The 26,944-nt window shown below is 68.2% G+C and carries 24 protein-coding genes; 8 read left to right on the plus strand and 16 right to left on the minus strand.

The window, feature by feature from the left end; all coding sequences use genetic code 11:
• Nucleotides 1–18 precede the first annotated feature (18 nt).
• The 3 genes from KW835_RS18180 to KW835_RS18190 are packed head-to-tail and all read left to right on the plus strand — an operon-like array spanning nt 19 to nt 2,647.
• A complete protein-coding gene (locus tag KW835_RS18180) occupies nt 19–858 on the plus strand; it encodes a protein-glutamate O-methyltransferase CheR (protein ID WP_218384985.1) in 840 nt (279 codons plus the stop codon).
• A complete protein-coding gene (locus KW835_RS18185) occupies nt 855–1,469 on the plus strand; it encodes a chemotaxis protein CheB (RefSeq protein ID WP_218384987.1) in 615 nt (204 codons plus the stop codon). Before KW835_RS18180 ends, KW835_RS18185 begins: the two co-directional genes overlap by 4 nt.
• Before the next feature lie 23 nt (nt 1,470–1,492).
• Nucleotides 1,493–2,647, plus strand: coding sequence for a hybrid sensor histidine kinase/response regulator (locus tag KW835_RS18190; RefSeq protein ID WP_218384988.1), 1,155 nt, complete (start codon nt 1,493–1,495; stop codon nt 2,645–2,647).
• A gap of 109 nt (nt 2,648–2,756) precedes the next feature.
• Here KW835_RS18190 and KW835_RS18195 read toward each other — a convergent pair whose 3' ends face one another.
• The 5 genes from KW835_RS18195 to recG all read right to left on the minus strand — a co-directional run bounded on the left by KW835_RS18195 (nt 2,757) and on the right by recG (nt 8,950).
• Nucleotides 2,757–3,125: a response regulator gene (locus tag KW835_RS18195; RefSeq protein ID WP_218384990.1), complete on the minus strand. Its 369-nt coding sequence runs from the start codon at nt 3,123–3,125 to the stop codon at nt 2,757–2,759.
• 139 nt (nt 3,126–3,264) lie between these two features.
• Nucleotides 3,265–3,780 carry a Dps family protein gene (locus tag KW835_RS18200; RefSeq protein WP_218384992.1) on the minus strand — a complete coding sequence of 172 codons (516 nt, stop codon included), beginning with the start codon at nt 3,778–3,780 and terminating at the stop codon, nt 3,265–3,267.
• 122 nt (nt 3,781–3,902) lie between these two features.
• Nucleotides 3,903–5,642: a dipeptidase gene (locus KW835_RS18205; RefSeq protein ID WP_218384994.1), complete on the minus strand. Its 1,740-nt coding sequence runs from the start codon at nt 5,640–5,642 to the stop codon at nt 3,903–3,905.
• Between the two features lie 175 nt (nt 5,643–5,817).
• A complete protein-coding gene (locus KW835_RS18210; protein ID WP_218384996.1) occupies nt 5,818–6,783 on the minus strand; it encodes a LysR substrate-binding domain-containing protein in 966 nt (321 codons plus the stop codon).
• Nucleotides 6,784–6,787: 4 nt separating this feature from the next.
• Nucleotides 6,788–8,950, minus strand: a complete 2,163-nt coding sequence (gene recG, locus KW835_RS18215; protein WP_218384998.1) for an ATP-dependent DNA helicase RecG — start codon at nt 8,948–8,950, stop codon at nt 6,788–6,790.
• A 97-nt stretch (nt 8,951–9,047) separates the two neighbouring features.
• Here recG and KW835_RS18220 point away from each other — a divergent pair, with 97 nt between their 5' ends.
• The 3 genes from KW835_RS18220 (at nt 9,048) to KW835_RS18230 (ending at nt 12,474) form a co-directional block, all read left to right on the plus strand.
• The gene (locus tag KW835_RS18220; RefSeq protein ID WP_218385000.1) at nt 9,048–10,328 is read left to right on the plus strand and encodes an HD-GYP domain-containing protein; all 1,281 of its coding nucleotides are present in this window, start codon (nt 9,048–9,050) and stop codon (nt 10,326–10,328) included.
• A 104-nt stretch (nt 10,329–10,432) separates the two neighbouring features.
• Nucleotides 10,433–11,566, plus strand: a complete 1,134-nt coding sequence (gene queA, locus KW835_RS18225) for a tRNA preQ1(34) S-adenosylmethionine ribosyltransferase-isomerase QueA (RefSeq protein WP_218385002.1) — start codon at nt 10,433–10,435, stop codon at nt 11,564–11,566.
• Nucleotides 11,563–12,474, plus strand: coding sequence for a DMT family transporter (locus tag KW835_RS18230; protein ID WP_218385004.1), 912 nt, complete (start codon nt 11,563–11,565; stop codon nt 12,472–12,474). Before queA ends, KW835_RS18230 begins: the two co-directional genes overlap by 4 nt.
• A 95-nt stretch (nt 12,475–12,569) precedes the next feature.
• Here KW835_RS18230 and KW835_RS18235 read toward each other — a convergent pair whose 3' ends face one another.
• Both KW835_RS18235 and KW835_RS18240 read right to left on the minus strand, forming a co-directional pair.
• Nucleotides 12,570–14,171 (minus strand): gamma-glutamyltransferase family protein, encoded by a 1,602-nt coding sequence (locus KW835_RS18235; protein WP_218385005.1) that lies wholly within the window; start codon nt 14,169–14,171, stop codon nt 12,570–12,572.
• Between the two features lie 239 nt (nt 14,172–14,410).
• Entirely contained in the window at nt 14,411–15,394 is a 984-nt protein-coding gene (locus KW835_RS18240) for a tripartite tricarboxylate transporter substrate binding protein (RefSeq protein WP_218385007.1), read from the minus strand.
• Between the two features lie 219 nt (nt 15,395–15,613).
• Here KW835_RS18240 and KW835_RS18245 point away from each other — a divergent pair, with 219 nt between their 5' ends.
• Entirely contained in the window at nt 15,614–16,525 is a 912-nt protein-coding gene (locus tag KW835_RS18245; protein WP_218385009.1) for a LysR family transcriptional regulator, read from the plus strand.
• A 47-nt stretch (nt 16,526–16,572) separates the two neighbouring features.
• On the opposite strand, the gene KW835_RS18250 is transcribed toward KW835_RS18245, so the two are convergent.
• Both KW835_RS18250 and KW835_RS27145 read right to left on the minus strand, forming a co-directional pair.
• Nucleotides 16,573–17,859 carry an HD-GYP domain-containing protein gene (locus KW835_RS18250; RefSeq protein WP_218385011.1) on the minus strand — a complete coding sequence of 429 codons (1,287 nt, stop codon included), beginning with the start codon at nt 17,857–17,859 and terminating at the stop codon, nt 16,573–16,575.
• A 58-nt stretch (nt 17,860–17,917) separates the two neighbouring features.
• Nucleotides 17,918–19,624 carry a methyl-accepting chemotaxis protein gene (locus tag KW835_RS27145; protein WP_339385443.1) on the minus strand — a complete coding sequence of 569 codons (1,707 nt, stop codon included), beginning with the start codon at nt 19,622–19,624 and terminating at the stop codon, nt 17,918–17,920.
• 342 nt (nt 19,625–19,966) lie between these two features.
• On the opposite strand from KW835_RS27145, the gene KW835_RS27150 reads away from it, so the two are divergent.
• Entirely contained in the window at nt 19,967–20,917 is a 951-nt protein-coding gene (locus tag KW835_RS27150) for a helix-turn-helix domain-containing protein (protein WP_218385012.1), read from the plus strand.
• Between the two features lie 22 nt (nt 20,918–20,939).
• Here KW835_RS27150 and KW835_RS18265 read toward each other — a convergent pair whose 3' ends face one another.
• From KW835_RS18265 to trpE, 7 genes are all read right to left on the minus strand, one after another.
• Nucleotides 20,940–21,656 carry a uracil-DNA glycosylase gene (locus tag KW835_RS18265; RefSeq protein ID WP_218385014.1) on the minus strand — a complete coding sequence of 239 codons (717 nt, stop codon included), beginning with the start codon at nt 21,654–21,656 and terminating at the stop codon, nt 20,940–20,942.
• A gap of 68 nt (nt 21,657–21,724) precedes the next feature.
• Entirely contained in the window at nt 21,725–22,525 is an 801-nt protein-coding gene (gene trpC, locus KW835_RS18270) for an indole-3-glycerol phosphate synthase TrpC (protein ID WP_218385017.1), read from the minus strand.
• A gap of 181 nt (nt 22,526–22,706) precedes the next feature.
• Nucleotides 22,707–23,738: an anthranilate phosphoribosyltransferase gene (gene trpD / locus KW835_RS18275; RefSeq protein WP_218385019.1), complete on the minus strand. Its 1,032-nt coding sequence runs from the start codon at nt 23,736–23,738 to the stop codon at nt 22,707–22,709.
• Between the two features lie 26 nt (nt 23,739–23,764).
• Nucleotides 23,765–24,433, minus strand: coding sequence for a LysE family translocator (locus KW835_RS18280; RefSeq protein WP_218385020.1), 669 nt, complete (start codon nt 24,431–24,433; stop codon nt 23,765–23,767).
• Nucleotides 24,430–25,002: an aminodeoxychorismate/anthranilate synthase component II gene (locus KW835_RS18285; RefSeq protein ID WP_218385022.1), complete on the minus strand. Its 573-nt coding sequence runs from the start codon at nt 25,000–25,002 to the stop codon at nt 24,430–24,432. The genes KW835_RS18280 and KW835_RS18285 overlap by 4 nt, the downstream gene beginning before the upstream one ends.
• Entirely contained in the window at nt 24,999–25,367 is a 369-nt protein-coding gene (locus KW835_RS18290) for a chorismate mutase (protein WP_218385024.1), read from the minus strand. The genes KW835_RS18285 and KW835_RS18290 overlap by 4 nt, the downstream gene beginning before the upstream one ends.
• A complete protein-coding gene (trpE, locus tag KW835_RS18295; protein WP_218385026.1) occupies nt 25,364–26,863 on the minus strand; it encodes an anthranilate synthase component I in 1,500 nt (499 codons plus the stop codon). The genes KW835_RS18290 and trpE overlap by 4 nt, the downstream gene beginning before the upstream one ends.
• Nucleotides 26,864–26,944: the final 81 nt, after the last annotated feature.

The raw sequence follows: 26,944 nt of genomic DNA on the forward strand, positions 1-26,944 counted from the left end.
AGCCAGAACGACCGGCCCATGTCCCACCCCAAGAGAGTCAAGACCGCAGACATCGAGCAGCATCTGCTGATCGACGCGATCTACCACCGCTACCACTACGACTTCCGGGGCTACTCGCCGGCGTCGCTCAAGCGCCGGCTGAACACGGCGCTGATCCAGTTCGAGTGCAAGACGCTGTCGCAGTTGCAGGACCGCGTGCTGCACGAGCCAAGCGTGTTCCCCGCGCTGCTCGAATACCTCACGGTGCAGGTGAGCGACATGTTCCGCGACCCCACGTACTTCCGCGCGCTGCGTGAAGAGGTGGTGCCGCTGCTGCGCACGTATCCGTCTCTCAAGGTCTGGGTGGCCGGCTGCAGCGCGGGTGAAGAGGTGTATTCACTGGCCATCCTGCTGCAGGAGGAGGGCCTGCTGGAGCGCACCCTGATCTACGCCACCGACATCAATCCGCAAGCGCTGCGGCTGGCCGAATCCGGCGTTTTCGACCTGGCGCGCGTGGCCGCCTTCACCGAGAACCACGCCCGCTCCGGCGCCCGCAGCTCTCTGTCGGACTACTACACGGCACGCTACGGCCGCGTCGTGTTCGACAAGTCGCTGCGCGAACACGTGGTGTTCTCCGACCACAGCCTGGCCACCGACAGCGTGTTTGCCGAGGTGCACTTGGTATCCTGCCGCAACGTGCTGATCTACTTCGAGCGCGACCTGCAAAACCGCGCGCTCGGGCTCTTTCGCGAGGCGCTGTGCCACCGGGGCTTTCTGGGCCTGGGCTCCAAGGAATCGCTGCGCTTCTCGGCCGAGGCCTCGGCGTTCGACGACTTCGTGCTCGAAGACCGCATCTACCGCAAGAAGGCCGGCCTGTGAGCGCCGCAACCACCGCTGCGGCGGCCGTCCCCCGCCCCGCCTACGACGCCATCGTGGTGGGCGGCTCCTCGGGTGGCGTGGAAGCCCTCGTGGCCCTGCTGCCGGCCCTGCCGGCCACGCTGCAGGCCCCCCTGGTCGTGGTGCTGCACCTGCCGCGCGACCGGCGCAGCCTGCTGGCGGACATCTTCCGCCAGCGCTGCGCCCTGCCATTGCAGGAGGCCGGGGACAAGGACGATCTGCAGCCCGGCACCGTGTACTTCGCGCCGCCGGACTACCATCTGCTGATCGACGAAGGACCGCGCCTGTCTCTGTCAGTGGACACCCCGGTCCACTTCTCGCGGCCGTCCATCGACGTGCTGTTCGAATCCGCCGCCGACCTGTACGGCCCGCGCCTCGTGGGCATCCTCTTGTCCGGCGCCAACGAAGACGGAGCCAGGGGCATGGAAGCGATTCACGCCGCCGGGGGCCTGACCATCGTGCAGGACCCGGCCAGCGCCCCCATGCCGGCCATGCCCCTGGCGGCGCTCGCATGCGCCCCCATGGACCATACCCTGCCCCCTGCGGGCATAGCGGCCTTGCTTGCACGGCTGCACCAACAACGCTTGCTGTGACGATGATGTACCCGGACCGCCCGATGACCCCCTTCCCATCGCCACCCCCTCCCACAACCCGCATCAAGTGCCTGCTGGTCGATGACGTGCAGGAAAATCTGATCGCGCTGGAAGCCCTGCTGCAGCAGCGCGATGGCATCGAGATCCTGAAGGCCCAGTCCGGCCCCGAGGCCCTGGAGCTGCTGCTCGACCACTCAGATGTTGCCCTCGCGCTGTTGGATGTGCAGATGCCCGAAATGAACGGGTTCGAATTGGCCGAGCTGATGCGCGGCAGCGAGCGCACCCGGCACATACCGCTGATCTTCATGACCGCCGGCTCGCGCGAGCAGAACTGGCAGTTCCGTGGCTACGAAAGCGGTGCAGTGGACTTCCTGTACAAGCCGATCGACCCGCATATGCTCGCCACCAAGGCCCAGGTGTTCTTCGAGCTGCACCGGCGCAAGCAGGCTCTGGCCCATGAACTGCACGAGCGCACCGAGGCGCTGCGCATCAACGAGATGTTCATGGCCGTGCTGAGCCACGACCTGCGCACGCCCCTGATGTCGATCACGGCGGCGGCCAGCCTGCTCAAGCGCCAGCCTGAGGTCGACAAGATCGAGGCCATGGCCGACCGCGTGCTCAGCAGCAGCCAGCGCATGGCCGGCATGATCGAGGACCTGCTGGACATCACGCGCATCCGGCAGGCGGGTGGGCTGGCGCTGCAGCCTGGCCCCGCCGACATGCAGGCGGTTGTGACGCGCATCCTTGACGAGATACAGACCGGACACCCCGAGCGCCGCATCGAATCCACGCTGCAGGGCGACCTGGCCGGCACCTGGGACGCAGAGCGCCTGTGCCAGGTGGTAACCAACCTCGTCGGCAACGCCGTGCACCACGGTGACCAGGACAGGCCCGTGCAGGTCCTGCTGGACGGCCGCAGCTCCGAGACCCTGGTGCTGGAGGTGGCCAACGGCGGCACCATCGCGCCGGATCTGCTGCCCCACCTGTTCGACCCTTTCCGCGGGCGCGAACGCTCCGCGGGCCGGCAGCAGGGACTGGGCTTGGGCCTTTTCATCGCCCAGCAGATCGTGCGGGCGCATGGGGGGTGCATTGAGGTGACGTCAAAGGACGGCATCACGCGCTTTCGGGTGGAACTGCCCCGCGTGTCGCCTTGCCCCCTGGCCGAAAAGCGCGGCTAGATCGCTTCCTGTGCCTCGGGGCGCCCCTGGGCGGGCCAGGGCCGACTGGTGTGGGTGCCTGCGCGGTGCGACAGGACTGGCCAGCGGTGAAGGTGCAGAAAAGCCGCGCTCAGACGGCAGTGCCGTGGACGGCGGCACGGATCGAGCCGAGCAGGCTCTCCAGATCCTCCAGCTCGAAAGGCTTGAGCAGCGTGCGCACGTTCGGCCCCCAGGCCGAGGCGTAGTCGCCCAGCTCATAGCCCGTGCACAACACCACCCAGCGCTGCGGATCCTCGGCCAGGACCTTCTTGGCCAGGTCCGTGCCCGACATGCCGGGCAGGCTGACGTCCGAGACGAGCAGATCGAAGGGGTCTGCGGCATCCAGGAGCAAGGCTTCCTCGGCCGTGGCGCAGGATGTCACCGTCTGGCCGTCGCCTTCCATCAGCATGCCGATGGTCTCGCGCAACTCGGGGTTGTCTTCAACGTACAGGATTCGCATAGGTCACCGGTGGTTCCAGCCGCCATGCCGCCATCCGCACGGGGCGGAGCCAGCATGACCAAAGGTCGCATCATCCGTACAACTGCTCACACCTCTTGTAGGACAAAACGCACTTTGCAGACCGCGCCCCCCGCAGTGCTCACTCTTCCAGCAGCGAGCGCAGCATCCAGGCGGTTTGCTCGTGCACCGTGAGGCGCTGGGTCAGCAGGTCGGCCGTGGGCTCGTCGCTGGCCTTGTCGGCCAGGGGGAACAGGCTGCGCGCGGTGCGGGCCACGGCTTCGTGGCCTTCGACCAGGATGCGCACCATCTCCAGCGCCTTGGGCGGCTGGCTGGGCGCGTCGGGCACGGTGGCCAGCTTGCCGAACTCGGCGTACGAGCCCGGCGCCACATGGCCCAGTGAGCGGATGCGCTCGGCCACGGGGTCCACCGCGTTCCACAGCTCGGTGTACTGCGCCATGAACATGGTGTGCAGCGTATTGAACATCGGGCCCGTGACGTTCCAGTGGAAGTTGTGCGTGGTCAGGTACAGCGTGTAGGTGTCCGCCAGCAGGCGCGACAGGCCTTGCGCGATGGCGGCGCGGTCCTTGTCGCTGATGCCGATATTGATGCGGGGTGCTGCGGTGGTGAGGGTGGTGGTCTTGGAGGCCTTGGCCATGGGGAGCTCCTTCGTTGGGATGGCGGTCAATCGATGGAATCCGCCGTGCGCAGTGGTCCGGAAGGCTCCGGAGCCGCGGCGCACGGCGGCTGGTGGTCACTGTAGCGCAGGCGCCGCGGCCATCACTGCATCTGGCTCAAATTCCCGATGCGCACGAGCATCTCGGTGAACATCTGCATGTCCGCGTCCAGGTCCACCACTTCCTTGAACTCCTTGGCATTGTGGGCCGTGTACTTCTTGCCAGGCATGGCGGGGCCGAAGTTGATGGCGTTGGGCATGAGCTTGGCCGTGGTGCTGCCGGCCGTGGGCACGGGCTTGGCTTCCAGGCCCGTGGTGTCGCCGAAGGTGTTGAGCAGCGTGGAAAGCCAGGCGCCCTTGGGGTCGCGCGCCATCCAGTTGCCCTGTTGGTGGTCCACCTCCACCGCCACGCCGGCCTGGGCGCCCCAGGCCTTGATCTTCGCGGTCGTGGCCTGGGAGAGCGCCTCGGGCGTGCTGCCCCGGGGCATGCGCACATTGACCAGCACGTCGACCTTGCCATCCTTCTCGCGGATGAGGTTGGGCGACATGGTCAGCGGGCCCATGAAGTCGTCGGCATACGCCAGGCCCAGGGTGCGGCCCAGGTAGTCGGTGCCGTACAGGTCGCTGAGGTAGCGCACGGCCTGTGCGTAGCCGTTGGGGGCCAGCGCGACGCCGGACTCCTTGAGGAACAGCGCCAGGCGCGGCAGCGGGTTCACGCCCTCTTCGGGGCGCGAGCCGTGGGCCGATGCGCCGGTGACCTTCACCTGCACGGCGGCCCCGTCCTGCGCCACATCGATGCTGAACACCCCACCCTGCGGCTTGTACTTCTCGATGAACGCCGATTTCGCGGCGTTCAGGCGCGCCGCCACCTCGGCGGTGTTGCCGCCCTGCAGCCGGGCCGTGGCGGTCTGCGGCACGGCGTTGGTGGACGCGGCGCCGGCCATGGCGGTGATGGCCGTGGCGCCTGCAGCGGCCGGCGTGCCCAGCGCGAAGGATGCGCGCAGCGCGCCGGAACCCTTCTCGGCCACCACGGCGGGGTATTTGCTGTCCAGCACGATGTTGTATTCGGGCAGCGCGGTCTTGGCGCGGTAGTACTTCATCGCGTCGCCACCGGTTTCCTCCGTCGTCTCGATCATGAGGCGGATGGTGCGCGACAGCGGCAGGCCGCTGTCCTTCACGGCCTTCATCGCGTACAGCACGGCAGCGATGGAGCCCTTGTCGTCGATGGAGCCGCGGCCGTACAGGTTGCCGCCCACGCGCGTGAGCTTGAACGGGTCCAGGCGCGTGCCGTCGTCCAGCACCCATTCGTCGGCCACCACAGGCACCACGTCGGCGTGGGTAAGGATGCCGAACTCTTCCGCACCGGTGCCGGGCAATTTCACCTCGAAGATGCGGTTGTCCACGTTACGGTACACCAGCCCGAAGTCGCGGGCCATGCCTTCGACCAGCGCACCGAAGGCGATGATGTTCTTGTCCTCGTGCGGCGCCACCTTGTCGGCGCGCACCGTGGGAATGGCCACCATCTTCGCCGTGGCGTCGATCACCGCGGACTGGTTGTGCAGGCGGTTGTACAAGCCCAGCAGGCGGCTGATGTTGACGAGGTCATCGCCCGCCAGCGGCTGCTTGGCCGCATAGGCCGCGACGCTCGCGCGCAGCAGCGGGTTCTCGCGCGCGGCCTGGGCCAGGAACTCTTTGAAACTGCCTTGCGCCGAGGCGGGCAGCACGGCCACCAGACGATCCATGTCGGCCTTCTTGAGCGTTCCCGCCGAGGGTGCGTTGGTGGGCATGCTGGTGCACGCGGCCAGGCCCACTGCCAGGCTGGCGGCCATCAGAATCTTCTTCATTGCTTGTTTTCCTTGGGTTGTGGAGTGCGCACGGCGCCTGCGGGCCGCCTGTGGCTCGGCCTACGGTCCAGGCGGCATGTTGTGGCCACCTGTGGCGTGCCTGAAAACACTGCAACGCCATGCGGGGCGAGAGTGTAGCCCTTGCCACCCTGCTCCTGCAGGGTCGGCGCCCTGGTCAGGACAGGCGCTTGACGCCCGGCAGTTCGCAGGCATACACCGCGTTGCGCAACGCGGCGATCGCCTCGTAACGGGTGAAACTGCGCCGCCAGGCCAGCACCACCCGGCGCATGGGCGGCGGACCGCCGTCTTCCTCCCGGATGGGCAGGTAGCGCACATAGGTCTCGTCGCTCTTGCGGCGGCGCGACACGGTCAGCAACGCATCGCGCGGCACCGACAGACGCGGCACCAGCGTCACACCCATGCCAGCCGCCACCATGTGCTTGATGGTCTCGAGCGACGATCCCTCGAACGACTTGCGAATACCCTCGGCATTGCTCGCAAAGCGCGCGAACTCGGGGCAAACCTCAAGCACGTGGTCGCGAAAGCAATGGCCGGAGCCGAGCAGCAGCATGGTCTCGCTCTTGAGCTCAGCCGCCGTCACCGACTTCTTGCCTGCCAGCGGGTGCGAGCTGGGCACGGCGGCCATGAAGGGCTCGTCGTAGAGCGGTGCCATCGCCAGGCCCGTATCCGGAAACGGCTCGGCCAGGATGGCGCAGTCGATCTCGCCCGTGCGCAGCATCTCCAGCAACTTCACGGTGAAGTTCTCCTGCAGCATGAGCGGCATCTGCGGCGAGCGGCCTATGGCCTGGCGCACCAGGTCGGGCAGCAGGTAGGGGCCGATGGTGTAGATCACGCCCAGGGTCAGCGGCCCGGCCAGCGGGTCCTTGCCGCGCTTGGCGATTTCCTTGATGGCCGCAGCCTGCTCCAGAACGCTCTGCGCCTGCCGCACGATCTCCTCACCCAGCGGCGTGACCGACACCTCGCCCGCGCTGCGCTCGAAGAGCTTCACATCGAGCTCTTCTTCCAGCTTCTTGATCGCGACCGACAGCGTGGGCTGCGAGACATAGCAGGCATCGGCCGCATGACCGAAATGCTTCTCGCGCGCGACGGCGACGATGTACTTGAGTTCGGTGAGGGTCATGGTGTCAAGCCTTGAGATAGTCCGATTTTCCACCCAACCAGCGCGCCACATGCCGCGCCGCCAATTCAGGGTGGTGGTCCAGCATCACCGGAGCCAGCTCGCGCGCCCACTCCAGCAGCATGGAGTCCGTGGCCAGGTCGGCAAAGCGCAGCAGCGCGTCGCCCGACTGGCGCGCGCCCAAAAATTCGCCGGGGCCACGGATCTCCAGGTCGCGGCGGGCGATCTCGAAGCCGTCGTTGGTCTCGGCCAAGGCGCGCAGGCGCTCCTTGGCGGTCTCGCCAACGCGGCCGCTGTCATTGGTGGCATACAGCAGCACGCAGGCCGACGCCGCCGCGCCGCGGCCCACGCGGCCACGCAGCTGGTGCAGCTGCGACAGGCCGAAGCGCTCCGCATGCTCGATGACCATGAGGGACGCATTGGGCACATCCACACCTACCTCGATCACCGTGGTGCTGACCAGCACACCCATCTGGCCGCTGGTAAAGAGCGCCATCACCGCCTTCTTCTCGGCCGTGGGCATGCGCGAGTGCAGCAGGCCCACCATGCACCCCGGCAAGGCCTCGCTCAGGTCGGCGTGGGTGGCGGTGGCGTTGGAGAGGTCCAGCGCCTCGCTCTCTTCAATGAGCGGACACACCCAGTACACCTGCCGGCCCGCCTGCACCTGCGCGCCGATGCGCTCGATCACCTCGTCCTTGCGGCTGTCGGCGATCAGCTTGGTGACGATGGGCGTGCGCCCCGGAGGCAGCTCGTCGATCACCGAGACGTCGAGGTCGGCGTAGTAGCTCATCGCCAGTGTGCGTGGAATCGGGGTCGCGCTCATCATCAGCATGTGCGGCTCCATGCCGTGCTCGGCCAGTTTTTGCCGCAGCGCCAGCCGCTGCGCGACGCCGAAGCGGTGCTGCTCGTCGATGATGGCCAGCGCCAGGTTCTTGAACCGCACCTGTTCCTGGATCACGGCGTGTGTGCCCACCACCAGCGCCGCCTCGCCGGTCTCGACCAGTGCCAGCATGGCGGCGCGGTCTTTCTTCTTCTGCCCCCCCACCAGCCACGCCACCTTGCGGCCGCGTGCGGCCAGCAGGGGTTCGAGCCAGCCGATCATCTTGGCGAAGTGCTGCTCGGCCAGGATTTCGGTGGGAGCCATCAGGGCGCACTGCCAGCCCGCATCCATGGCCAGGCAGGCCGCGAGGGCCGACACCACCGTCTTGCCCGACCCCACGTCGCCCTGCAGCAGCCGGTGCATGGGCACCTGGCGCGCCAGGTCGGCCGCGATTTCCTCGCCCACGCGGCGCTGCGCGGCGGTCAGGCCGAAGGGCAGCACGGCCATGAGCTGCTCGTGCAGCGGCAGCGCGCCGTCCCTGGACCGGGGCACGCGCAGCACCGGCGCGCGCAGCATGTCCCGCGCGCGCCGCGACTGCTGCTGCGACAGTTGCTGGGCCAGCAGCTCCTCGGCCTTGAGGCGCTGCCACGCGGGGTGGCTGTGGTCTTCGAGCGTGGACAGCGCCACATCCGGCGTGGGGTGGTGCAAAAAAGTGAGCGCCTCGCGCAAGCTGAACAAGCGCGGGAGGCCGTTTTGACTCATAAAACGCGCATATGGCGGCTCGGTGCCGGGCGGCAGCGTGTCCGACAGGTCCACGCGCGCCAGCGCGCCCACCACGGCACGGCGCAGGTAGGGCTGCGGCAGGCCGGCAGTGGTCGGGTAGACCGGCGTGAGCGCGGCGGGCAGCTCGCCGCCCGCCAGGCGGAACGCCGGGTGCAGCATCTGCCGGCCCCAGAAACCGCCCTTGACCTCCCCCCGGATGCGCAGGCGCGCGCCCACGGCCAGGGTCTTCTGGTGCGATGGGTAGAAGCTGAAGAAGCGCAGCTCGCAATTGCCGGTGTCGTCCTCGACCCGCACGACCAGCTGGCGGCGCGGGCGCAGCTGGATCTCGCTGGCGGTCACCGTGGCTTCGATCTGCACCATCTGGCCGTCGCGTGCGTTGGCCAGCGGGACGATGCGGGTTTCATCCTCATAGCGCAGCGGCAGGTGCAGCGCCAGATCGATGTCGCGCTTCAGGCCCAGCTTCTGCAGTGCTTTCTGCGCGACCGATGCGCCGCCCTTCGCGCCGCCAGGGGAGCTTGCGCCCGGCTTTTTGGCACTAGGGGAAACTCTGGGGGCGGCGGCGGGCATGAACGGCGATTCGGGGATCAACAAAATGGAGCAAAAAGGCTACCATGGTTAACGCCATCCCCAGCCTCAGGCTGCGCTTTTCCCCAGGCTCCAGGCCATGCTCAAACGCATTCAAATCCAACACCTCACCCTGGGCATGTACCTGCACGAGTTCTGCGGCTCGTGGATGGAGCACCCCTTCTGGCGCGCCAAGTTCCTGCTCAAGGACCCCAAGGACCTCGCCCGCATCCAGTCCACCGCGATCCACGAGTGCTGGATCGACACCGACAAGGGCCTGGACGTGGCCCCCGGCACCTCCTCGGTCTCGCGCGAGGAGGTCGATGCCCAGATCGAGACGGACTTCAGCCGCCTGGAGGACCTGCCCCCCATCAAGGTCACCCTGCCGCCACCGCCGCCGCCGCCCAAGCGCGACCGCGCTCCGGCGGACATGAAAAGCGAGCTCAAGCGCGCGGCCGCCATCTGCGTGGAGTCCAAGCAGGCTGTGGTCTCGATGTTCAACGAAGCGCGCATGGGCCGCGCGGTGGACGCCGCCGGCGCGCAAAGCCTGGTCGAGGAAATCACCGACTCCGTCACACGCAACCCCGGCGCTCTCATCAGCCTGGCGCGCCTGAAAACTGCAGACGACTACACCTACATGCACTCGGTGGCGGTGTGCGCACTGATGGTGGCGCTCGCCAAGCAGCTCAAGCTCAAGGACGAGCAGCAGCGCCTGGCGGGGATGGCGGGGCTGCTGCACGACCTTGGCAAGGCGGCGATCCCGCTGGCGGTGCTCAACAAGCCGGGCAAGCTGACCGACCAGGAGTTCACCGTGGTGCGCAGCCACCCCGTGGAGGGCTACCACATGCTCAAGGAAGGCGCGGGCGTGCCCGAAGCGGTCATGGATGCGTGCCTGCACCACCACGAGAAGGTGGACGGCTCGGGCTACCCGGACAAGCTCAAGGGCGAGGGCATCAGCGTGATCGCGCGCATGACGGCCATCTGCGACGTGTACGACGCCGTAACGTCCGACCGGCCGTACAAGCGTGGCTGGGACCCGGCGGAGTCGCTCAGGCGCATGGCGGAGTGGACGAGCGACCATTTCGATGCGCGCATCTTCCAGGCGTTCGTGAAAAGCATTGGCATCTACCCGGTGGGCTCGCTGGTGCGGCTGACCTCGGGACGCATCGGGGTGGTGACGGAGCAGGTGCCGGCGGCGCTGACGATGCCGATGGTGAAGGTGTTCTTCTCGACGAAGTCGGATTTGCGGATACCTCCGGAGCTGGTGGACCTGGCGGCGCCGGGGTGCAGCGAGAAGATCGTGGCGCGCGAGGACCCGGACAAGTGGAGGTTTCCAGACCTCAACGAGCTGTGGTCCGGGTTCACCGACAAGGCATGGTGATCTTGTGAGGGGCGGCCCCGCATGCCCAAGCGCGTGGGACAATCACGCCATCCTTCCCTGACTTTCGCCTTTCTTGGCACGGGCCCGTCCGGCCCTCAAGCACCATGACCGACCTTTCTTCGGGCGCGCAGCGCGCCCACACTCTGAGCGACTTCGACTTCTCGCTGCCCCCCGAACTCATCGCCCAGCACCCCGCCGCAGAGCGCAGCGCATCGCGCCTGCTCGACGGGCGCGCCATCGAACCCGCCGACCGCATCTTCCGCGACCTGCCCGGCCTGCTGCGCGCGGGCGACCTGCTCGTGTTCAACGACACGCGCGTGGTCAAGGCGCGTATCTTTGGCGAGAAGGCCAGCGGCGGCAAGCTCGAGCTGTTGATCGAGCGCGTGCTGCCCGCCGAGGCTGCCACCGGTGGGGCAGCCAACGAAGTCGTCGCCCACATGAAGGTCAGCAAGAAGCCCCTGCCCGGCAGCACCGTTCACATGGCCGGCGGGCGCGACGGCGGCGGCTTCGACGCCACGCTGCTGTCGCGCTGGCCGAACGAGGACGGCCCGCTGTTTCGCTTCGCGCTGCACGGCCCCGCGGGCGAATCGCCCTGGGAGCTGATGGAGCGCCACGGCCACCTGCCGCTGCCGCCCTACATCGAGCGCCAGCAGAACGCAGGCCACGACCCGGACGAGGCCGAGGACACCCAGCGCTACCAGACCGTGTTCGCGCGCAATCCCGGCGCCGTGGCCGCTCCCACGGCGGCGCTGCACTTCGACGAAGGCGTGCTGGCCGGCCTTGCTGCGCGCGGCATCGAGCGCGCCAGCGTCACGCTGCACGTGGGCGCTGGCACCTTCCAGCCCGTGAAGACCGAGAAACTGTCCGAACACCAGATGCACAGCGAGTGGTACGAAGTGCCGCTGGCCACGCTGGCAGCCCTGGAGCGCTGCCGCCAGCGCGGGGGTCGCGTGGTGGCCGTGGGCACGACCACGGTGCGCACGCTCGAATCGTGGGCCCGCTCGGGCCAGGCGTCGGGCGACACCAGCATCTTCATCACGCCCGGGTTTGGGTTCAAGGTGGTGGACGTGCTGATCACCAACTTCCACCTGCCCAAGAGCACGCTGATGATGCTGGTGAGCGCATTCGCAGGCTACGCGCATGTGATGGGCCTGTACCGCCACGCCATCGCGCAGAAGTACCGCTTCTTCAGCTATGGCGACGCGATGCTGCTGGAGCGCACGCGCAGCACGCCGTGAGCCCCGCGCCCCCGGCCACCGACCACCCGCAGGCCCGCCGCACCCGCGCGCGCTCTGCCCTGGCAGGGATTGTGCTGACCGTGGTGGCGTGCGCATGTTTCGCGCTGCTGGACACCGCCACCAAGCTGGTGAGTGTGGGCGTTCCGCTGCTGATGGCACTGTGGATGCGCTATCTGTTCCAGTCCGTGCTGACCACGGCCTTTGTGCTCCATCGCGAGGGGTTGGCCGCACTGCGCACCACACAGCCGCGTTTTCAGGCACTGCGCGGGGCACTGTTCACGGCCACCAGCCTGTTCGGCTTCATCAGCATCACGCACATGCCCCTGCCCGAATTCACCGCCGTGGTCGCGACCACGCCGCTGTGCGTGACCGTGGTGGCCGCACTGTGGCTCCACCAGCGCGTGAGCGGCTGGCGCTGGCTGCTGGTGGCCATGGGCCTTGCGGGCACGCTGGCGATCATCCGCCCGGGCAGTGACGCATTCACCTGGGCGCTGTTGTGGCCCCTGTGCCTGCTGGCCTCGGGCACGGGCTACCAGGTCATCAGCAGCAAGATGGCCGGGCACGAAAGCCCAGCGACGACCCAGCTCTACACCAGCTGGATCTCCACGGCGCTGGTGTCGCTGGGAGTGCCCCTGGTGTGGCAGCCCATTGCCGACCCGTGGATGTGGGTGGGGATGTTCACGATGGGACTGTCAAGCGCGGTGGGCCACATGCTGCTGCTCAACGCCTATGCGCGCACGACACCGGTGACGATCGCGCCGTTTCTGTACTCGCAGATCGGCTTTGCGATGCTGGCCGGCTGGCTGGTGTATCGACACGTGCCGGACGCGTGGTCGATGGCGGGCATCGCAGCCATCGTGCTCAGCGGTGCGGCCAGCGCATGGCTGACCGTGCGCGAGGCGCGCTGACCGAGCAAAGCGGCTCCCGCGCTACTGCGGAATGCCCCGGTAGCTATCAATTTCAAAGCATATGACAGCGTTTCAGGCGTGCACGCGAGCGCCTGTCAGAACGCCACCGCGTGCCCGTCCTTGCGCGGGTCGGACCCAGCGATGTAGTGCCCGCCCTCGCGCAGCACGAGTTGCGCGCCGCCGAAGGCGAACACGCCGTTGCCCTCTTCCACCGTGACCTCATGGCCCCGCGCGCGCAGCGCCGCCACAACAGCGGGGTCGAACGCGGGCTCCACGGCCACGCCCTTGCCGCCCGTCACGCGCCAGCGCGGCGCGTCGGCCGCGGCCTGGGGGTTCTGCCCGTAGCGCAGCACGCGCAGCGCCATCTGGGTGTGGCCCTGGCTCTGCATGGGGCCGCCCATCACGCCGAAGGCCATCTGCGGCGTGCCGTCAGCATGCATCGCAAACGCCGGGATGATGGTGTGCGAGGGGCGCTTGCGCGGGCCCACTTCGTTGGCGTGGCCGGGCCTGAGGTTGAAGCCGTGGCCCCGGTTCTGCAGGCTGATGCCGGTGCCCGGCACCACCACGCCCGAGCCGAAGCCCATGTAGTTGGACTGGATGAACGACACCATCATGCCGGACGCATCGGCCGCAGCCAGGTACACCGTGCCGCCCGCGCGCGGCGCGCCGTGGCCCGGGTCGCCGGCGCGCTCGGGGTCGATGAGCGCCGCGCGGCTGCGCAGGTAGTCGGCCTGCAGCAGGTCCTCTGGAGTCACCGGCATCGCGTCGATGTCGGCGTTGTACTGGTCGAGGTCGGCCAGCGCTAGCTTCATGGCCTCGATGCTCGCGTGCACCGTCTCCACGCTGTCGAGCGGGTGGGTGCCGATGCCATGCGCGTCCAGCATGCCCAGCGCCATCAGCGCGGCGATGCCCTGGCCGTTGGGCGGGATTTCGTGGATCACCGAGTCGCCGAAGCGCTGCTCGATGGTGCCCACCCAGTCGGCCTGGTGCGAGGCCAGGTCATCGAGCGTCATCGCGCCGCCGTGGGCCTGCGCATGGGCCACCATGCGCTCAGCGATGACGCCGCGGTAGAAGGCCTCGCCCTGCGTCTCGGCGATCAGCTCCAGCGTGCGGGCATGGGCCTCGCTGCGGAAGATCTCGCCCGCCTGCGGCGCACGGCCGCCGGGCAGAAAACACTCGGCAAAACCCGGCTGCGCGCCGAGCTTGGCACCGCCCAGCGCCCACAGGCGGGCGATGGTGGGCGACACGGGAAAGCCGTTCCTCGCGTAGTCGATGGCGGGCTGCGCCAGTTGTGCGAAGGGCAGCTTGCCCAGCCGCCTGGACAGTGTCACCCAGGCCGAGACGGCGCCTGGCACGGTCACCGCGTTCCACCCCGTCTCGGGGATGCCGCCCAGCTTTTCAAAATACTCCGGCGACCACGCGGCCGGCGAGCGGCCCGAGGCATTGAGGCCGTGCAGTTCCTTGCCGTCCCACACGATGGCAAACCCGTCGCTGCCGATGCCGCAGCCCGTGGGCTCGACCACGGTGAGCGCCATGGCGGCAGCGATGGCGGCATCCACCGCGTTGCCACCCGCCAGCAGCATGCGCAGCCCCGCCTGCGCGGCCAGCGGCTGCGAGGTGGAGACCACATTGCGCCCCATGACCGCGCTGCGGTGGGAGGCGTAGGGAAGGGACCAGTCGAGGGTTGGGTTATTCATGGCGTTCTGAATGGGTTGCCCACAAGGGTTCGCTGCGCGTGAAACTGGCGCGGCACAAAGCGAGGGACGCCGGGGAAGGGCCGCCCCGCACCGAGGGTGCCGTTCACTCGGGGAGGGGACCGACGGCGGCTCCTGCCCAAGCCGTCCGGGCTGAGCCCGTCGAAGCCTTGCGCGGCGCTTCGACAAGCCAAGCGTGCACCGTTATTTATTTCTGAAAGCAATCGGGCATCAGGGGGATGTCACTCAATCGTGATTTTGTGCTGGCGAATCACCGTCGCCCAGCGGTTGCTGTCGGCCTGCACCATGGCGGCGAACTGCGCGGGCGTGCGCGGCGCTGCAGGCTCCACGCCCAGCTTGGCCAGGCTCTCGGCCACTTCGGGCGCCTGCACCGCCTTGGCAAAGGCCTTGTGCACCTTGTCGACCAGCGCGGGCGGTGCCCCGGCGGGCAGGTACACGCCGAACCAGGTCACCGACGAATAACCGGGCAGGCCGGACTCGGCCAGCGTGGGCAGCTCGGGCGCCAGCGTGCTGCGCTTTTCGCTGGTCACGGCCAGGGCCCGCAGGCGGCCAGCCTTGGCGTGCGGCATGCCCGTAGGCAGCGAATCGAACAGCACGTGGGTCTGCCCGGCGATCAGGTCGGGAATGGCCAGCGCCGTGCCCTTGTAGGGGATGTGGGTCATCTCCACGCCGGCCTGCGCGCTGAAGGCCGCCGTGTTCAGGTGCACGATGGTGCCGTTGCCGCTGGTGGCGTAGTTGAGCTTGCCGGGATGGGCCTTGCCGTAGGCGATCAGCTCGGCCACGTTCTTGACGGGCAGGGAGTTGGTCACCAGCAGCACGCTGGGTGCGTCGGCCACATGGGCCACGGGCGTGAAGTCCTTGCGCGGGTCATACGCCAGGCGCGGCATCAGGTGGGGCGAGATGGCGTGCGTGCTGCTCGTGGTCAGGAGCAGCGTGTAGCCGTCCGGCGCGGCCTTGGCGGCTTCGGCCGTGCCGATGGTGCCGCCCGCGCCGGGCTTGTTGTCCACCACCATCTGCTGGCCCAGGTCGGCCGCCACGCGCTGGGTGACCACGCGCGCAACCAGGTCGGTCGCCCCGCTGGCCGGAAACGGCACGATCACGCGCACGGGCTTGTCGGGCCACGCGGTCTGTGCCTGTGCGGCTGCGCCCCACACCATCAGCGACGCCAGGCATACGGCGCCACGGCCCCAGGAAAAAAGACGCATACAGATACTCCAGAAGAAAAGGAAGCTCGAAAGCCGGCACTGCGGCGCACCCCGGAGTGCGTGCAGCAGAGCGCCTTGGGCAGCGGATAGGCCATCTTAGAAACCCTGTGCGCCCGTGACCACCGCCAAATAGGCAAGCAGCTTTGCCGCAACGGCAAACCACTTCATACTTTGCACCTTCGTCGGCAATACGTGCTCCGCTTACCCCCTCCCTGCCCCATGCGCCCCCAACTCTTGCAAGACACCGCCCTGCGCTACTTCCTGGAAGTGGCCCACAGCGGCTCGCTCACCGAGGCATCGACCCGCCTGCACGTGGCGGCCTCGGCGCTGAGCCGCCAGATCGCCGGGCTGGAGGCGCAGCTGGGCACGCCGCTCTTCGACCGCCACCCGCGCGGCATGGTGCTCACGGCGGCAGGCGAAATTCTGGCGGTGCATGCTCGCCGCACGGTGCTGGACGCCGAGCGGGCCTTGGGCGAGATCGGTGCTCTGCAGGGCCTGCGTGCGGGGCAGGTGCGCCTGGCCACTTCCGACGCGTTCGCCAACGAACTCGTGCCGCGCCTGTGCGTGGAGTTCCAGCGCACCCACGCAGGCATCCAGTTCAGCGTGATCTCGCTGCCCACCGCCCAGGTGCCCGACGCCGTGCGCAGCGGCGCGGCCGACATCGGCCTGTGCTTCAGCCGCGCGCCGCACAAGGACATCGAGGTGGCCTATCGGCAAAACGCCCCGGTGCTGGCGCTGATCCCGCCCGGCCATGCGCTGGCGGGCGCGGCCAGCGTGATGCTGGCGCAGATGGCCGCCTACCCCTTGGCCCTGCCGCCGGCCGAGACCACGGTGCGCCAGATGATCGACATCGTCTGCAGCCGCCAGGGCCTGCAGCTAGAAGCCGTGCTGATCAGCAACCACGCCAAGACGGTGCTCAACTTCGTCGCCCACGGCGGCGGGCTGTCGGTGGCCAGCGAGATCGCCGCGCGCCACCTGGTGGCCGCCGGGGCCGTGGTGGCCGTGCCCATCAGCGACCCGGGCATGGACCTGCGCGACCTGGAGGTGCAGACCCTGGCCGGCCGCAGCCTGCCAGTGGCCGTGCAGGCGTTTCTGGACCTGCTCAAGGAGCGGCTGCCCGAGCGCTGGTGAGCCTGCCTGGGCAAGGCCTCGGCAAGGCGGGCAGACAGGCCCCCAGGTCAGTGCGGCTCCTGCCACAGGTGCGCGATCCGCGGAAAGCCGCTGGCGTGCGGGTCTTCGCGCGCCACGATATGGTCCGCCTCGCCGGGGAGCGACAAGTCCACCACCCGCTGCTCGGTGTGCGAGCTGGAGCGCAGGGAAAAGAACACGCGCACCTTGGGTGCTGTCAGTGCCGCGGGGTTGTGCTCGACCACCACGGCGAGTCGGCCCGACGCCAGGCGCACCAGCGACCCCACGGGGTAGATGCCCACCACGCGCACGAAGGCATGTAGAACTGCGGAATCGAAATGCCCCTCCCACTGCGCCATGCGGGCCAGGGCGATGGCCGGGTCCCAGGCATTCTTGTAGGCGCGCTCGGAAGTCACCGCGTCGTACACGTCGCAGACTGCCGCCATGCGCGCGAACAAGCTGATCTGCGCCCCGGCCAGCCCATGCGGGTAGCCGCTGCCGTCCAGCTTCTCGTGGTGATGAAGGCAGACGTCGATCACCGAATGCGGAACGGCGCCGCCGCGGCGCAGGATGTCCACCCCATGCCGGGGATGCGCCTGCATCACGCGGAACTCTTCGGGCGTGAGCTTGCCGGGCTTGTCCAGGATGTGCCGGGGCACCATCAGTTTGCCCACGTCGTGGAGCAGGCCGCAGAGCCCGGCCTCGCGCACCTGGGGGGCACTCAGGCCCATCTGGTGCGCCAGGGCGATCATCAGCGTGCACACGGCCACGGAGTGCGCGAAGGTGTAGTCGTCCTTGCGCTGCAGCCGCACCAGGCCGACCAGCGCGCCCGACTGACTGGCCAGCATGGCGGCCAGCTCATCGACGATGGCAAGGCTCTGGTCCAGGCAGACCGCCTGGCCCGTGCGCGCCTGGGTGAACAAGGCGCGTACCGCTTCCCGCGCCCGCACCGCCAGGCGCTCGGCGTGCCGGGGCTCTGGCGGGCCAGCCGCCGTGCGCGGATGCGGCCCCATGCGCTGCCCGCGCCCGCGCCCGTGCTCGTACTCGTGCCCGAGCAAGGTGGCCACCCCGTGCTGCGCTGGCCTGTCCTGCGCGGCATCCGCCGCAGATGCAGAGCCGGCAGCAGCGTTGGCAACCGAGGTCGTGACAACATCCGCCCCCCGCGATACGTCGATCCAGCAGTGCGCAACGCCACTCGCGCGCAGGGCCCGCACATCGGCCGTACCTTGCAGCGCGAAGCGGCTGCGCCAGAACGGGTGGGCCACCCAGGGTGCGTCCAGGGAGTGAATGAACATGCCGGGCACGGCCTGCTCGACAGGAATCCGTCTCAGTGACATGCGCGGTCTCTCCGGGCGCTCGGCCAGGGCGCGCAAAGCTGGCGCCCGGCGCGGAACGTCAGAACTGCTTCCAGGCGTCACCCGCCAGGGCCACGCGTCCCGCGCCCTGCGCAGCCGGCGCGGGACGCAGCGCCGCTGCCGGCCGCTTCGCGGTAGCGGTCACCGCGACATGCCCGGCCGCGGCGACGGTGCGCTTCGCACCATCGCCGAGGTCAAACACCGCGACGGCCTGCACCAGTTGCTGCGCCTGGTGGTTCAGGCTGTCCGCCGCGGCCGCAGCCTCTTCCACCAGGGCCGCGTTCTGCTGGGTCACGGTGTCCAGCTGTATCACCGCTTCGTTGATCTGTCCGATGCCCGCGGTCTGCTCCTGCGTCGCCGAGGTGATCTCGCCGATCAGGTCGGCCACGCTGCGCACCTGGGTGACCAGCGCGCCCATCACCTGGCCGGCATCGTTGACCAGCTGGCTGCCTTTCTCCACCCGGCCCACGCTGTCGTGGATCAGGTCCTTGATTTCCTTGGCCGCCAGCGCGCTCTTTTGCGCCAGGCTGCGCACTTCCCCCGCCACCACGGCGAAGCCGCGCCCCTGCTCGCCGGCCCGGGCCGCTTCGACTGCCGCATTCAGGGCCAGGATGTTGGTCTGGAAGGCAATGCCATCGATGACACCAATGATGTCGGAGATACGCTGGGACGATGCGTTGATCTCCTGCATCGTGGTCACGACCTGCCCCACCACCCGGCCGCCGTCCTGGGCCGCAGCGCTGGCGGTGCGCGCCAGGTCGGCCGCCTGGCGCGACGCGTCGGCGCTGCTTTGCACCGTGCTGGTCAGTTCTTCCATCGACGCGGCGGTTTCTTCCAGGTTGCTGGCCTGCTCTTCGGTGCGCTGGGACAGGTCGGTGTTGCCCACCGCAATCTGGCTCGCGCCCGTGGCGATGCTGTCGCTGGCCTCGCGCACGGTTCCGACCACCTCGCGCAGGGAGCGCTGCATGCCGTGCATCGCCGCCACCACGCTGCCGGCACCGGCGCGCGAGGTATCGATCGGCAGCGACAGATTGCCGGCGGCAATCGCGTTGGCGGCGTGCGCCACATCCGCGGGTTCGCCCCCCAGGGACCGCGTGAGGCTGCGGGTCAGGGCAATGCCCACGAACAAGCCCACCAGCACACCACCGGCCGTCAGCGTGATCAGCAGCACGCGGATGTGGCCGTAGATCGCATCGGTTTCTTGGTTCAACGCCTTCGCGTCGCCGCGCTTGCGCTCGACCAGTTGGCCCAGCAGGTCGTCGGCCTGGTCAGCCAGTGGGCGAACAGCCTGCATCTTGTCGATGGAGGCGCGGGTGCTGTTGAGCTCCTCGCCTTGCAATAGCACGGCCACCTGGTCCAGGCCGGAGGCATATGCACGCAGCGCCGCGCCGGCATCACGCGCCAGCGCCTTCCCGGCGTCGCTCACAAAATACTGGGTCGAGCTCTCCAGCTCGCTCTGCGCCAGGGTCAGGCGGCGCGTGACGGACTGCAGGTGCCTTGCGCGCTCCTGCTCGGTGGCCGACAGGACCGCACTGCGCATGGACCGCCCTGCGGCAATGAGGCTGATGTTGGCTTCGGTGGCGTGCAGCATGCCGGCGATCTCGCGCTCGTACATCAGTTGGGCGAGGTCGTTGATCTGCGAAGACTTCTGAATGCCGTTGACACCGATCAGCGCGCCGATGGCCGCGACAGTGAGGAAGCCTCCGATCAGCTTGCTTCCCACCGTGAGTTTCTTGAACCATTGCACGACGACGTTTCCTTTTCCGGGTTGATGGCAGCGCGGCGGGGGTGCTCTGCGCGCTGCGCGGGGGCTGCCGGTGCCCCCGGCCTTGCGGGATTGTCCGTAAGGGGTTACCCGTGCGTATACACGATTCGCGCAATTGCCTGCGCGTTTAACGCAAAAGTGTGATCATGCGTGTGCGTTGAGCGCTGTTGGCTGCGCAGCTCGGCGGTACACTGCGAAGCCCGAGGACCGGGCCTGACACCCCAGGCACTGCCTCTTCACGCACCGACCCTCTTGCATTCAGCGGTATTGCTCCCTGCCTCACACGCCAGTACCACCCCCTTGCTCTTCGGCGACGACCGTTGCGTGACGTTCTCCGCCCCGGCCGCATTCGGAGCCGCTGTGCTGCCGCTGTGGCCCCGGCTGCAGGACTGCGATGCCAAGCCGCGCGACGGGAGCTTTGCGGGGCGGACCGCGTCCATCCTGCTGCCCGGCATGTCGGTGATGGCTGCGTCGTTCACATCGCTTCGGGTGTCCGTGTCCGACAACACGCGCACGTCCGTCGCCTTCCAGCTGCAAGGGAACAACCGGCTGCGCATCCAGAACCGCACGCTGGAGTTGAACGGCACCCGGTGCCTGTTCGTTCCGGTGGGCTCCGGCCCGCAGGAGGCCGTCGGCCAGGACCAGAACGTGCTCATGATGCAGATCGATCCGCAGGCGCTGCACGCGGCGGCGCGGGCGCTGCGGGGGCTGGAGCCCGACCACCCGGTGGACCTGGACTGCGGCCATGCGCGCTTTCTCACCGCGGCGACCGGGCCGTCCCTGGAGGCGCTGGCACGCCACATCGGCGCCACCATCAACCTGCACGCGGACCATCCGCATCTCTTGCACCAGCTCGGGTTCCAGGACGTCGTGTACCGCCAGCTGGTCCTGCTGTTCAGGCCCGACTGGCTGACCGACGCCCCCCCGCTGCCGCGCGCGGGCAGCCTGCGGGAGCGGCGCGCCATCGACAGGGTGTGCGATGCCATGCTGGCCGACCCGGGGGCCCGCTTCACCATCAGCGGGCTGGCCGAGCTGGGAGGCCTGTCGGTCAGAGCCCTGCAGTACGCGTTTCAGAGCCGTTTTGGCCAGTCTCCGATGCAGTGGCTGCGCGATCAGCGGCTGGACCATGCCCGCAGGCTGCTGCTGCAGGGCACCTCGCAGAGCATCGCGCGGATTGCGCTGGACTGTGGCTTTGCCACGGCCAGCAGTTTCTCGGCGTTCTATCGCGCGCGCTACGGCGAATCCCCCGCGCAATCCCGCGCCCGAAGCCTTTGACGGCTGGGCGCATCCTGGCCCGTCAGTAGCCGTGCTGCGCCCGGAAGTCCCGCGCCTGGCTGAAATGCCCGTTGCCGATGAACGGCACGGGCGGGCGCAGGGCGGACAGGGGCGAGGGGTGGTTGGACATGAGCAACAGGTGCCCCCGGCCCTGCGGGATGAGGGCCCGTTTGGACTGGGCATGCGAGCCCCAGAGCATGAACACCACGGGCCGCTCGCCCTCGGCCACGTGGCGGATGACCTCGTCGGTCAGCGCTTCCCAGCCCTTGCCGGCGTGGCTGGCGGGCTGGCCCTCTTCCACCGTGAGGCCGGTGTTGAGCAGCAGCACGCCGTTTTTTGCCCACTTCACCAGGCTGCCGCCGGGCTGCGGGAACGGCGGGAAGGCCACGCCCAGGTCGCGCTGCATTTCCTTGAAGATGTTCTGCAGAGAGGGCGGCAGGCGCACGCCCGGCGCCACCGAGAACGCCAGCCCCTCGGCCTGTCCGCGCCCGTGGTACGGGTCCTGGCCCAGGATGACCACGCGCACCTCTTCGGGCGGTGTGAGCTCCAGCGCGCGCAGCGGGCGCGGCGGGAAGATCACCGCGCCGGCATCGAGCCGCGACTGCAGGAACGCGCGCAGCGACTGCCCCCGCGCCCCGGCGAAGAAGGCATCGACCAGGGGCTGCCAGCCTGGGGCCACCGACCAGTCTGCGGGGTCGGCAGCCTGCAGCTGGGTAGGGTTCGCACCGGCGTCACTCATAGTCAAAAAGACCTCTACCGCTTGATGGACAAGCGCAATAAGCTATCAAAAACAGAGCATTCGCACAATCAGGCGAACAGCTTGGCCAGCGCTTCGCCCGGCTCCGGCGCACGCATGAACGCCTCGCCCACCAGAAACGCGTGCACGCCGGCATCGCGCATGCGCTTCACGTCGTCGGGCTTCAGGATGCCCGACTCGGTGACCAGCAGCCGGTCGGCCGGCACGTCCTTGAGCAGGCCCAGGGTGGTGTCCAGCGTGACCTCGAAGGTGCGCAGGTTGCGGTTGTTGATGCCCACGAGCGGCGTCTTGAGCCTGAGCGCGCGCTGCAGCTCGGCGCCGTCGTGCACCTCCACCAGCACCGCCATGTCCAGGCTGCGCGCAATGGCCTCAAAGTCGGCCATCTGGGCGTCGTCCAGGCTGGCCGCGATCAGCAAGATGGCATCCGCCCCCATCGCCCGGGACTCGTAGATCTGGTACGCATCGACCATGAAGTCCTTGCGCAGCACCGGCAGCTGGCAGCTGGCGCGCGCCTGCTTCAAGTAGTCCACGCTGCCCTGGAAGAACTGCTTGTCCGTCAGCACCGACAGGCAGGCCGCGCTCACCTTGCCATCGCCATCGGCATAGCTTTGCGCGATGTCGGCGGGGATGAAGTCGGCGCGCAGCACGCCCTTGCTGGGGCTGGCCTTCTTGACCTCGGCAATCACCGCCGCCTGGCCCTTGGCGATCTTGGCGCGCAGCGCGCCTTCGAAGTCGCGCGTGAGCACACGGCTCTCGGCATCGGCGCGGATGGCGTCGAGGGGTGTGCGCTTCTTGGCAGCGGCCACTTCTTCGTGCTTGACGGCCACGATCTTGTTGAGGATGTCGCTCATGGGAAACCTGCCTTTTCAACCCCGGCGGGGTTGCGATTGAACGTTGAAACATGGCGCGAGCGCAACGCCCGCGCGGCCCGAAGCGGAGGACACCGCAGCGCTGGCTTTGTCAGGCTGCGGGTGTCGTCCCCCTTTGCGCAGGAGAAGGGGGAAGCGGCACTGCCGCTCAGGGGGTTGATCTTCATGCAGCCAGCGCATGCGTGCGCATGACCATCTGCTCAAGTTTGGCCAGCGCTGCGCCGGAGGCGACCGCAGCCCGCGCTTTGGCCAGACCTGCGGGCACCGAGTCGACCACGTTGGCCGCATACAGCGCCACGCCCGCGTTCAGGCAGACGATGTCCTGCGCGGCGCCGGGTTCGCCCTTGAGCACGCCGATCAGCATCTCACGCGACTGCTCGGGGGATTCGACCTTCAAGGCGCGGTTGCTGGACATGGACATGCCGAAGTCCTCGGGGTGGATTTCATACTCGGTGATCTGCCCGTTCTTCAGCTCGCCCACCAGCGTGGCCGCGCCCAGGCTGACTTCGTCCATACCGTCGCGGCCGTAGACCACCATGGCGTGCTCGGCGCCCAGGCGCTGCAGCGCGCGCACCTGGATGCCCACGAGGTCGGGGTGGAACACGCCCATCAGGATGTTGGGCGCGCCCGCCGGGTTGGTCAGCGGGCCCAGGATGTTGAAGATGGTGCGCACGCCCAGCTCCTTGCGCACCGGGGCCACGTTCTTCATGGCAGGGTGGTGGTTGGGCGCGAACATGAAGCCGATGCCCACCTCTGCAATGCACCGCGCAATCTGCTCGGGCTTGAGGTTGATGTGGATGCCCAGGGCCTCCATCACGTCGGCGCTACCGCTCTTGCTGGACACGCCGCGCCCGCCGTGCTTGCTGACCTTGGCGCCCGCCGCTGCGGCCACGAACATGGAGCAGGTGGAGATGTTGAAGGTGTTGGCGCCGTCGCCGCCCGTGCCCACAATGTCCACGAGGTGCTTGCTGTCCGGCACGTGGACCTTGGTGGAGAACTCGCGCATGACCTGCGCGGCGGCCGTGATCTCGCCGATGGTTTCCTTCTTCACGCGCAGGCCGGTGACGATGGCTGCCGTCATGACGGGCGACAGCTCGCCGCTCATGATCATGCGCATCAGGTGCAGCATCTCGTCGTGGAAGATTTCGCGGTGCTCGATGGTGCGCTGCAGCGCTTCCTGAGGGGTGATGGACATGGGAAGAGGTCTCCGTCTCTTGGTTTTCAGGGCGCCGGGCGGTCTGAGAACGCCAGCTTGAGGCCGAAGCCGATGAACATCGCACCCGCGACGCGGTCGAGCCAGTGCATGCCGCGCTGGACCGCGCCCACGCGGCGCGCCATCCAGCCCGCCGCCAGCGCCCAGGCCGTGTTCACAGGGATGGCATTCACGTTGAACAGCACCCCCAGCAGCACGAAGGCCAGCGCCTTGTTGTCCGTGCCCGGCGCAATGAACTGTGGCACGAAAGCCAGGAAGAAGATGGCGACCTTGGGGTTGAGCACGTTGGTCCAGAAGCCGCCCATGAAAATGCTGCGCAGCGAGACTGGAACAGCCGGGGCCGCCTGGGCTGCGGCAATCGCCGCACCGCTGCCGCCGTCGCACGATGCCTTGGAGAACAGCATGCGCACGCCCATCCACAGCAGGTAAGCCGCACCCACCCACTTGAGCACGGTGAACGCCGTGGCCGATGCGGCCAGCAGCGCGCCCACGCCCACCGCAGCGGCGAAGATGTGCACGAAGCACCCGGCGGTGATCCCCAGGCCCGCCACGATGCCCGCACGTGTGCCGGAGCGCAGCGCGTTGGAGACGATGTAGAGCACGTCGGGGCCGGGCGTGAGGTTGAGCAGCCAGCCGGCGGCGACGAACATGAGCAACTGGTGCGTTTCGATGATCATGCGCGCTGCTCCAGGAAGTTCTTGAGCATTGCGTGGCCATGCTCGGTGAGGATGCTCTCGGGGTGGAACTGCACGCCCTCTATGGCCAGTTCCTTGTGGCGCACGCCCATGATCTCGCCGTCATCCGTCCAGGCGGTGACCTGCAGCATCTCGGGGCACGAGGCGCGCTCGATGGCCAGCGAGTGGTAGCGGTTGACCGTGAACTTCTCGGGCAGGCCCGCGAAAACGCCCTGCTGCGTGGTGGTGATGACGCTGGTCTTGCCGTGCATCAGCTCCTGCGCGCGGATGATGGTGCCGCCGAAGGCCGCGCCGATGCTCTGGTGGCCCAGGCACACTCCGAGGATGGGCAGCTTGCCCGCGAAGTGCTGGATCGCCGCCACCGAGATGCCGGCCTCGGCGGGCGAGCACGGGCCGGGCGAGATCACCAGGCGGTCGGGGGCGCGCTGCGCGATGCCTTCGAGGGTGATCTCGTCGTTGCGGAACACCTCGACCTCGGCACCGAGCTCGCCGAAGTACTGCACGATGTTGTAGGTGAAGCTGTCGTAGTTGTCGACCATCAAGAGTTTCATGCTGCGCTCCCTGCGGCGTGCGCGGCCGCGTCGCTGGCGTGCCCGGCGCGCAGGCGCGCGAACTCGCGGTGTTCGTGGGCAATGGAGGCTTCCATGATGCCGCGGTAGATGGCCTCGATGAGGTCGCTGTGGCCGCCGTCGGCCTGGGCTGCGGCACGCACGCGCCGCACGATGGCCTCGATGCGCGCTTCGTCGCGCACCTGCGCGTCGCTCTGCTTGATGCGCGCGGCCTGCGTCATGTAGCCGCTGCGCTCCACCAGCAGGGGCACCAGGACGTCGTCGAGCGCGTCGATGCGCGCACGCACCTCGGCCATGGTGGTGCAGTGCTGCACCCTGTCGATGGCTTTTGTGGTGAGGGTGCTCATTCCAGGCCCTCCTCGACGAGTTCTGCCGCGCGCAGCAGGGCGCGGGCCTTGTGCTCGGTCTCCTTCCACTCGAGCTCTGGCACCGAGTCGGCCACCACGCCCGCCGCAGCCTGCACATAGAGCGTGCCGTTCTTGATGATGCCGGTGCGGATCGCGATCGCCACGTCCATGTCGCCCGCGTAGCTCAGGTAGCCGCAGGCGCCGCCATACAGGCCGCGCTTGGTGGGCTCGAGCTGGTCGATGAGTTCCATCGCATGCACCTTGGGCGCGCCGGTGAGCGTGCCGGCCGGAAAGGTGGCCTTGAGCACATCGATGGCCGTCATGCCGTCGTTCAGGATGCCTTCCACGTTGCTCACGATGTGCATCACGTGGCTGTAGCGCTCGATGGCAAAAGCCTCGGTGACCTTCACCGTGCCGGTCTTGGCGATGCGGCCGATGTCGTTGCGCGCCAGGTCGATCAGCATCACATGCTCGGCGCGCTCTTTGGGGTCGTTGATGAGCTCGACCTCGGCAGCCTTGTCCTTTTCCTGCGTGGCGCCGCGCGGGCGCGTGCCGGCCAGCGGGCGGATGGTGACCTTCTGGCCGTCGGGTGTGTTCTCCTGGCGCACCAGGATCTCGGGGCTCGCACCCACCACGTGGAAGTCGCCGAAGTCGTAGAAGTACATGTACGGCGACGGGTTCAGCGAACGCAGCGCGCGGTACAGCGAGAGCGGGCTTTCGGTGTAGCGCTTGTGGATGCGCTGGCCCACCTGCACCTGCATGAAGTCGCCCGCGGCGATCAGCTCCTTGGCGCGGTCCACGGCGGCGAGGTAATCGGCCTTGGAAAAGTCACGCTGCGCGGGGTGGCTTTCGGTGGGCTTGACGATGGGCGCGCTCACCGAATACTTGAGCTGCTCCTTCAGGTCGCGCAGGCGCTTCTTGGCCTTGGCATACGCCTCGGGCTGGGCCGGGTCGGCGTAGACGATGAGGTAGAGCTTTCCCGACAGGTTGTCGATGACGGCGAGTTCCTCGCACTGCAGCAGCAGGATGTCGGGGCAGCCCAGGGTGTCGGGCGGGCAGGTGTCTTCGAGCTTCTTTTCGATGTAGCGCACCGCGTCGTAGCCGAAGTAACCCGCCAGGCCGCCGCAAAAGCGCGGCAGGCCGGGGCGCAGGGCCACCTTGAAGCGCCTTTGGTAGGCCTCGATGAAGTCGAGCGGGTTGCCCGCAGCGGACTCCACCACCTGCCCATCGGTCACCACCTCGGTCTTCGCGTTGGCGCCGAAGCCGCTGGCGCGCAGCAGCGTTCGCGCCGGCAGGCCGATGAAGCTGTAGCGCCCGAAGCGCTCGCCGCCCACCACGGATTCGAGCAGGAAGCTGTGCTTGCCGCCGTCCTTGCTGTGGGCCAGCTTCAGGTACAGGGAGAGAGGGGTTTCAAGATCCGCAAAGGCTTCGGCCATGAGCGGAATGCGGTTGTAGCCTTCGCCGGCCAGGCTTTTGAATTCAAGTTCTGTGATCACGGGGAGAGCTCCCAGCATTTCGCAGCGCGTGTCCCGGCTTTGTGAGCAAGCAGATAGATCAACGGGGCGCTACGGTCCATT

The sequence above is a fragment of the Acidovorax sp. sic0104 genome, from assembly GCF_019219095.1.
Classification (GTDB): Bacteria; Pseudomonadota; Gammaproteobacteria; order Burkholderiales; family Burkholderiaceae_C; genus Acidovorax.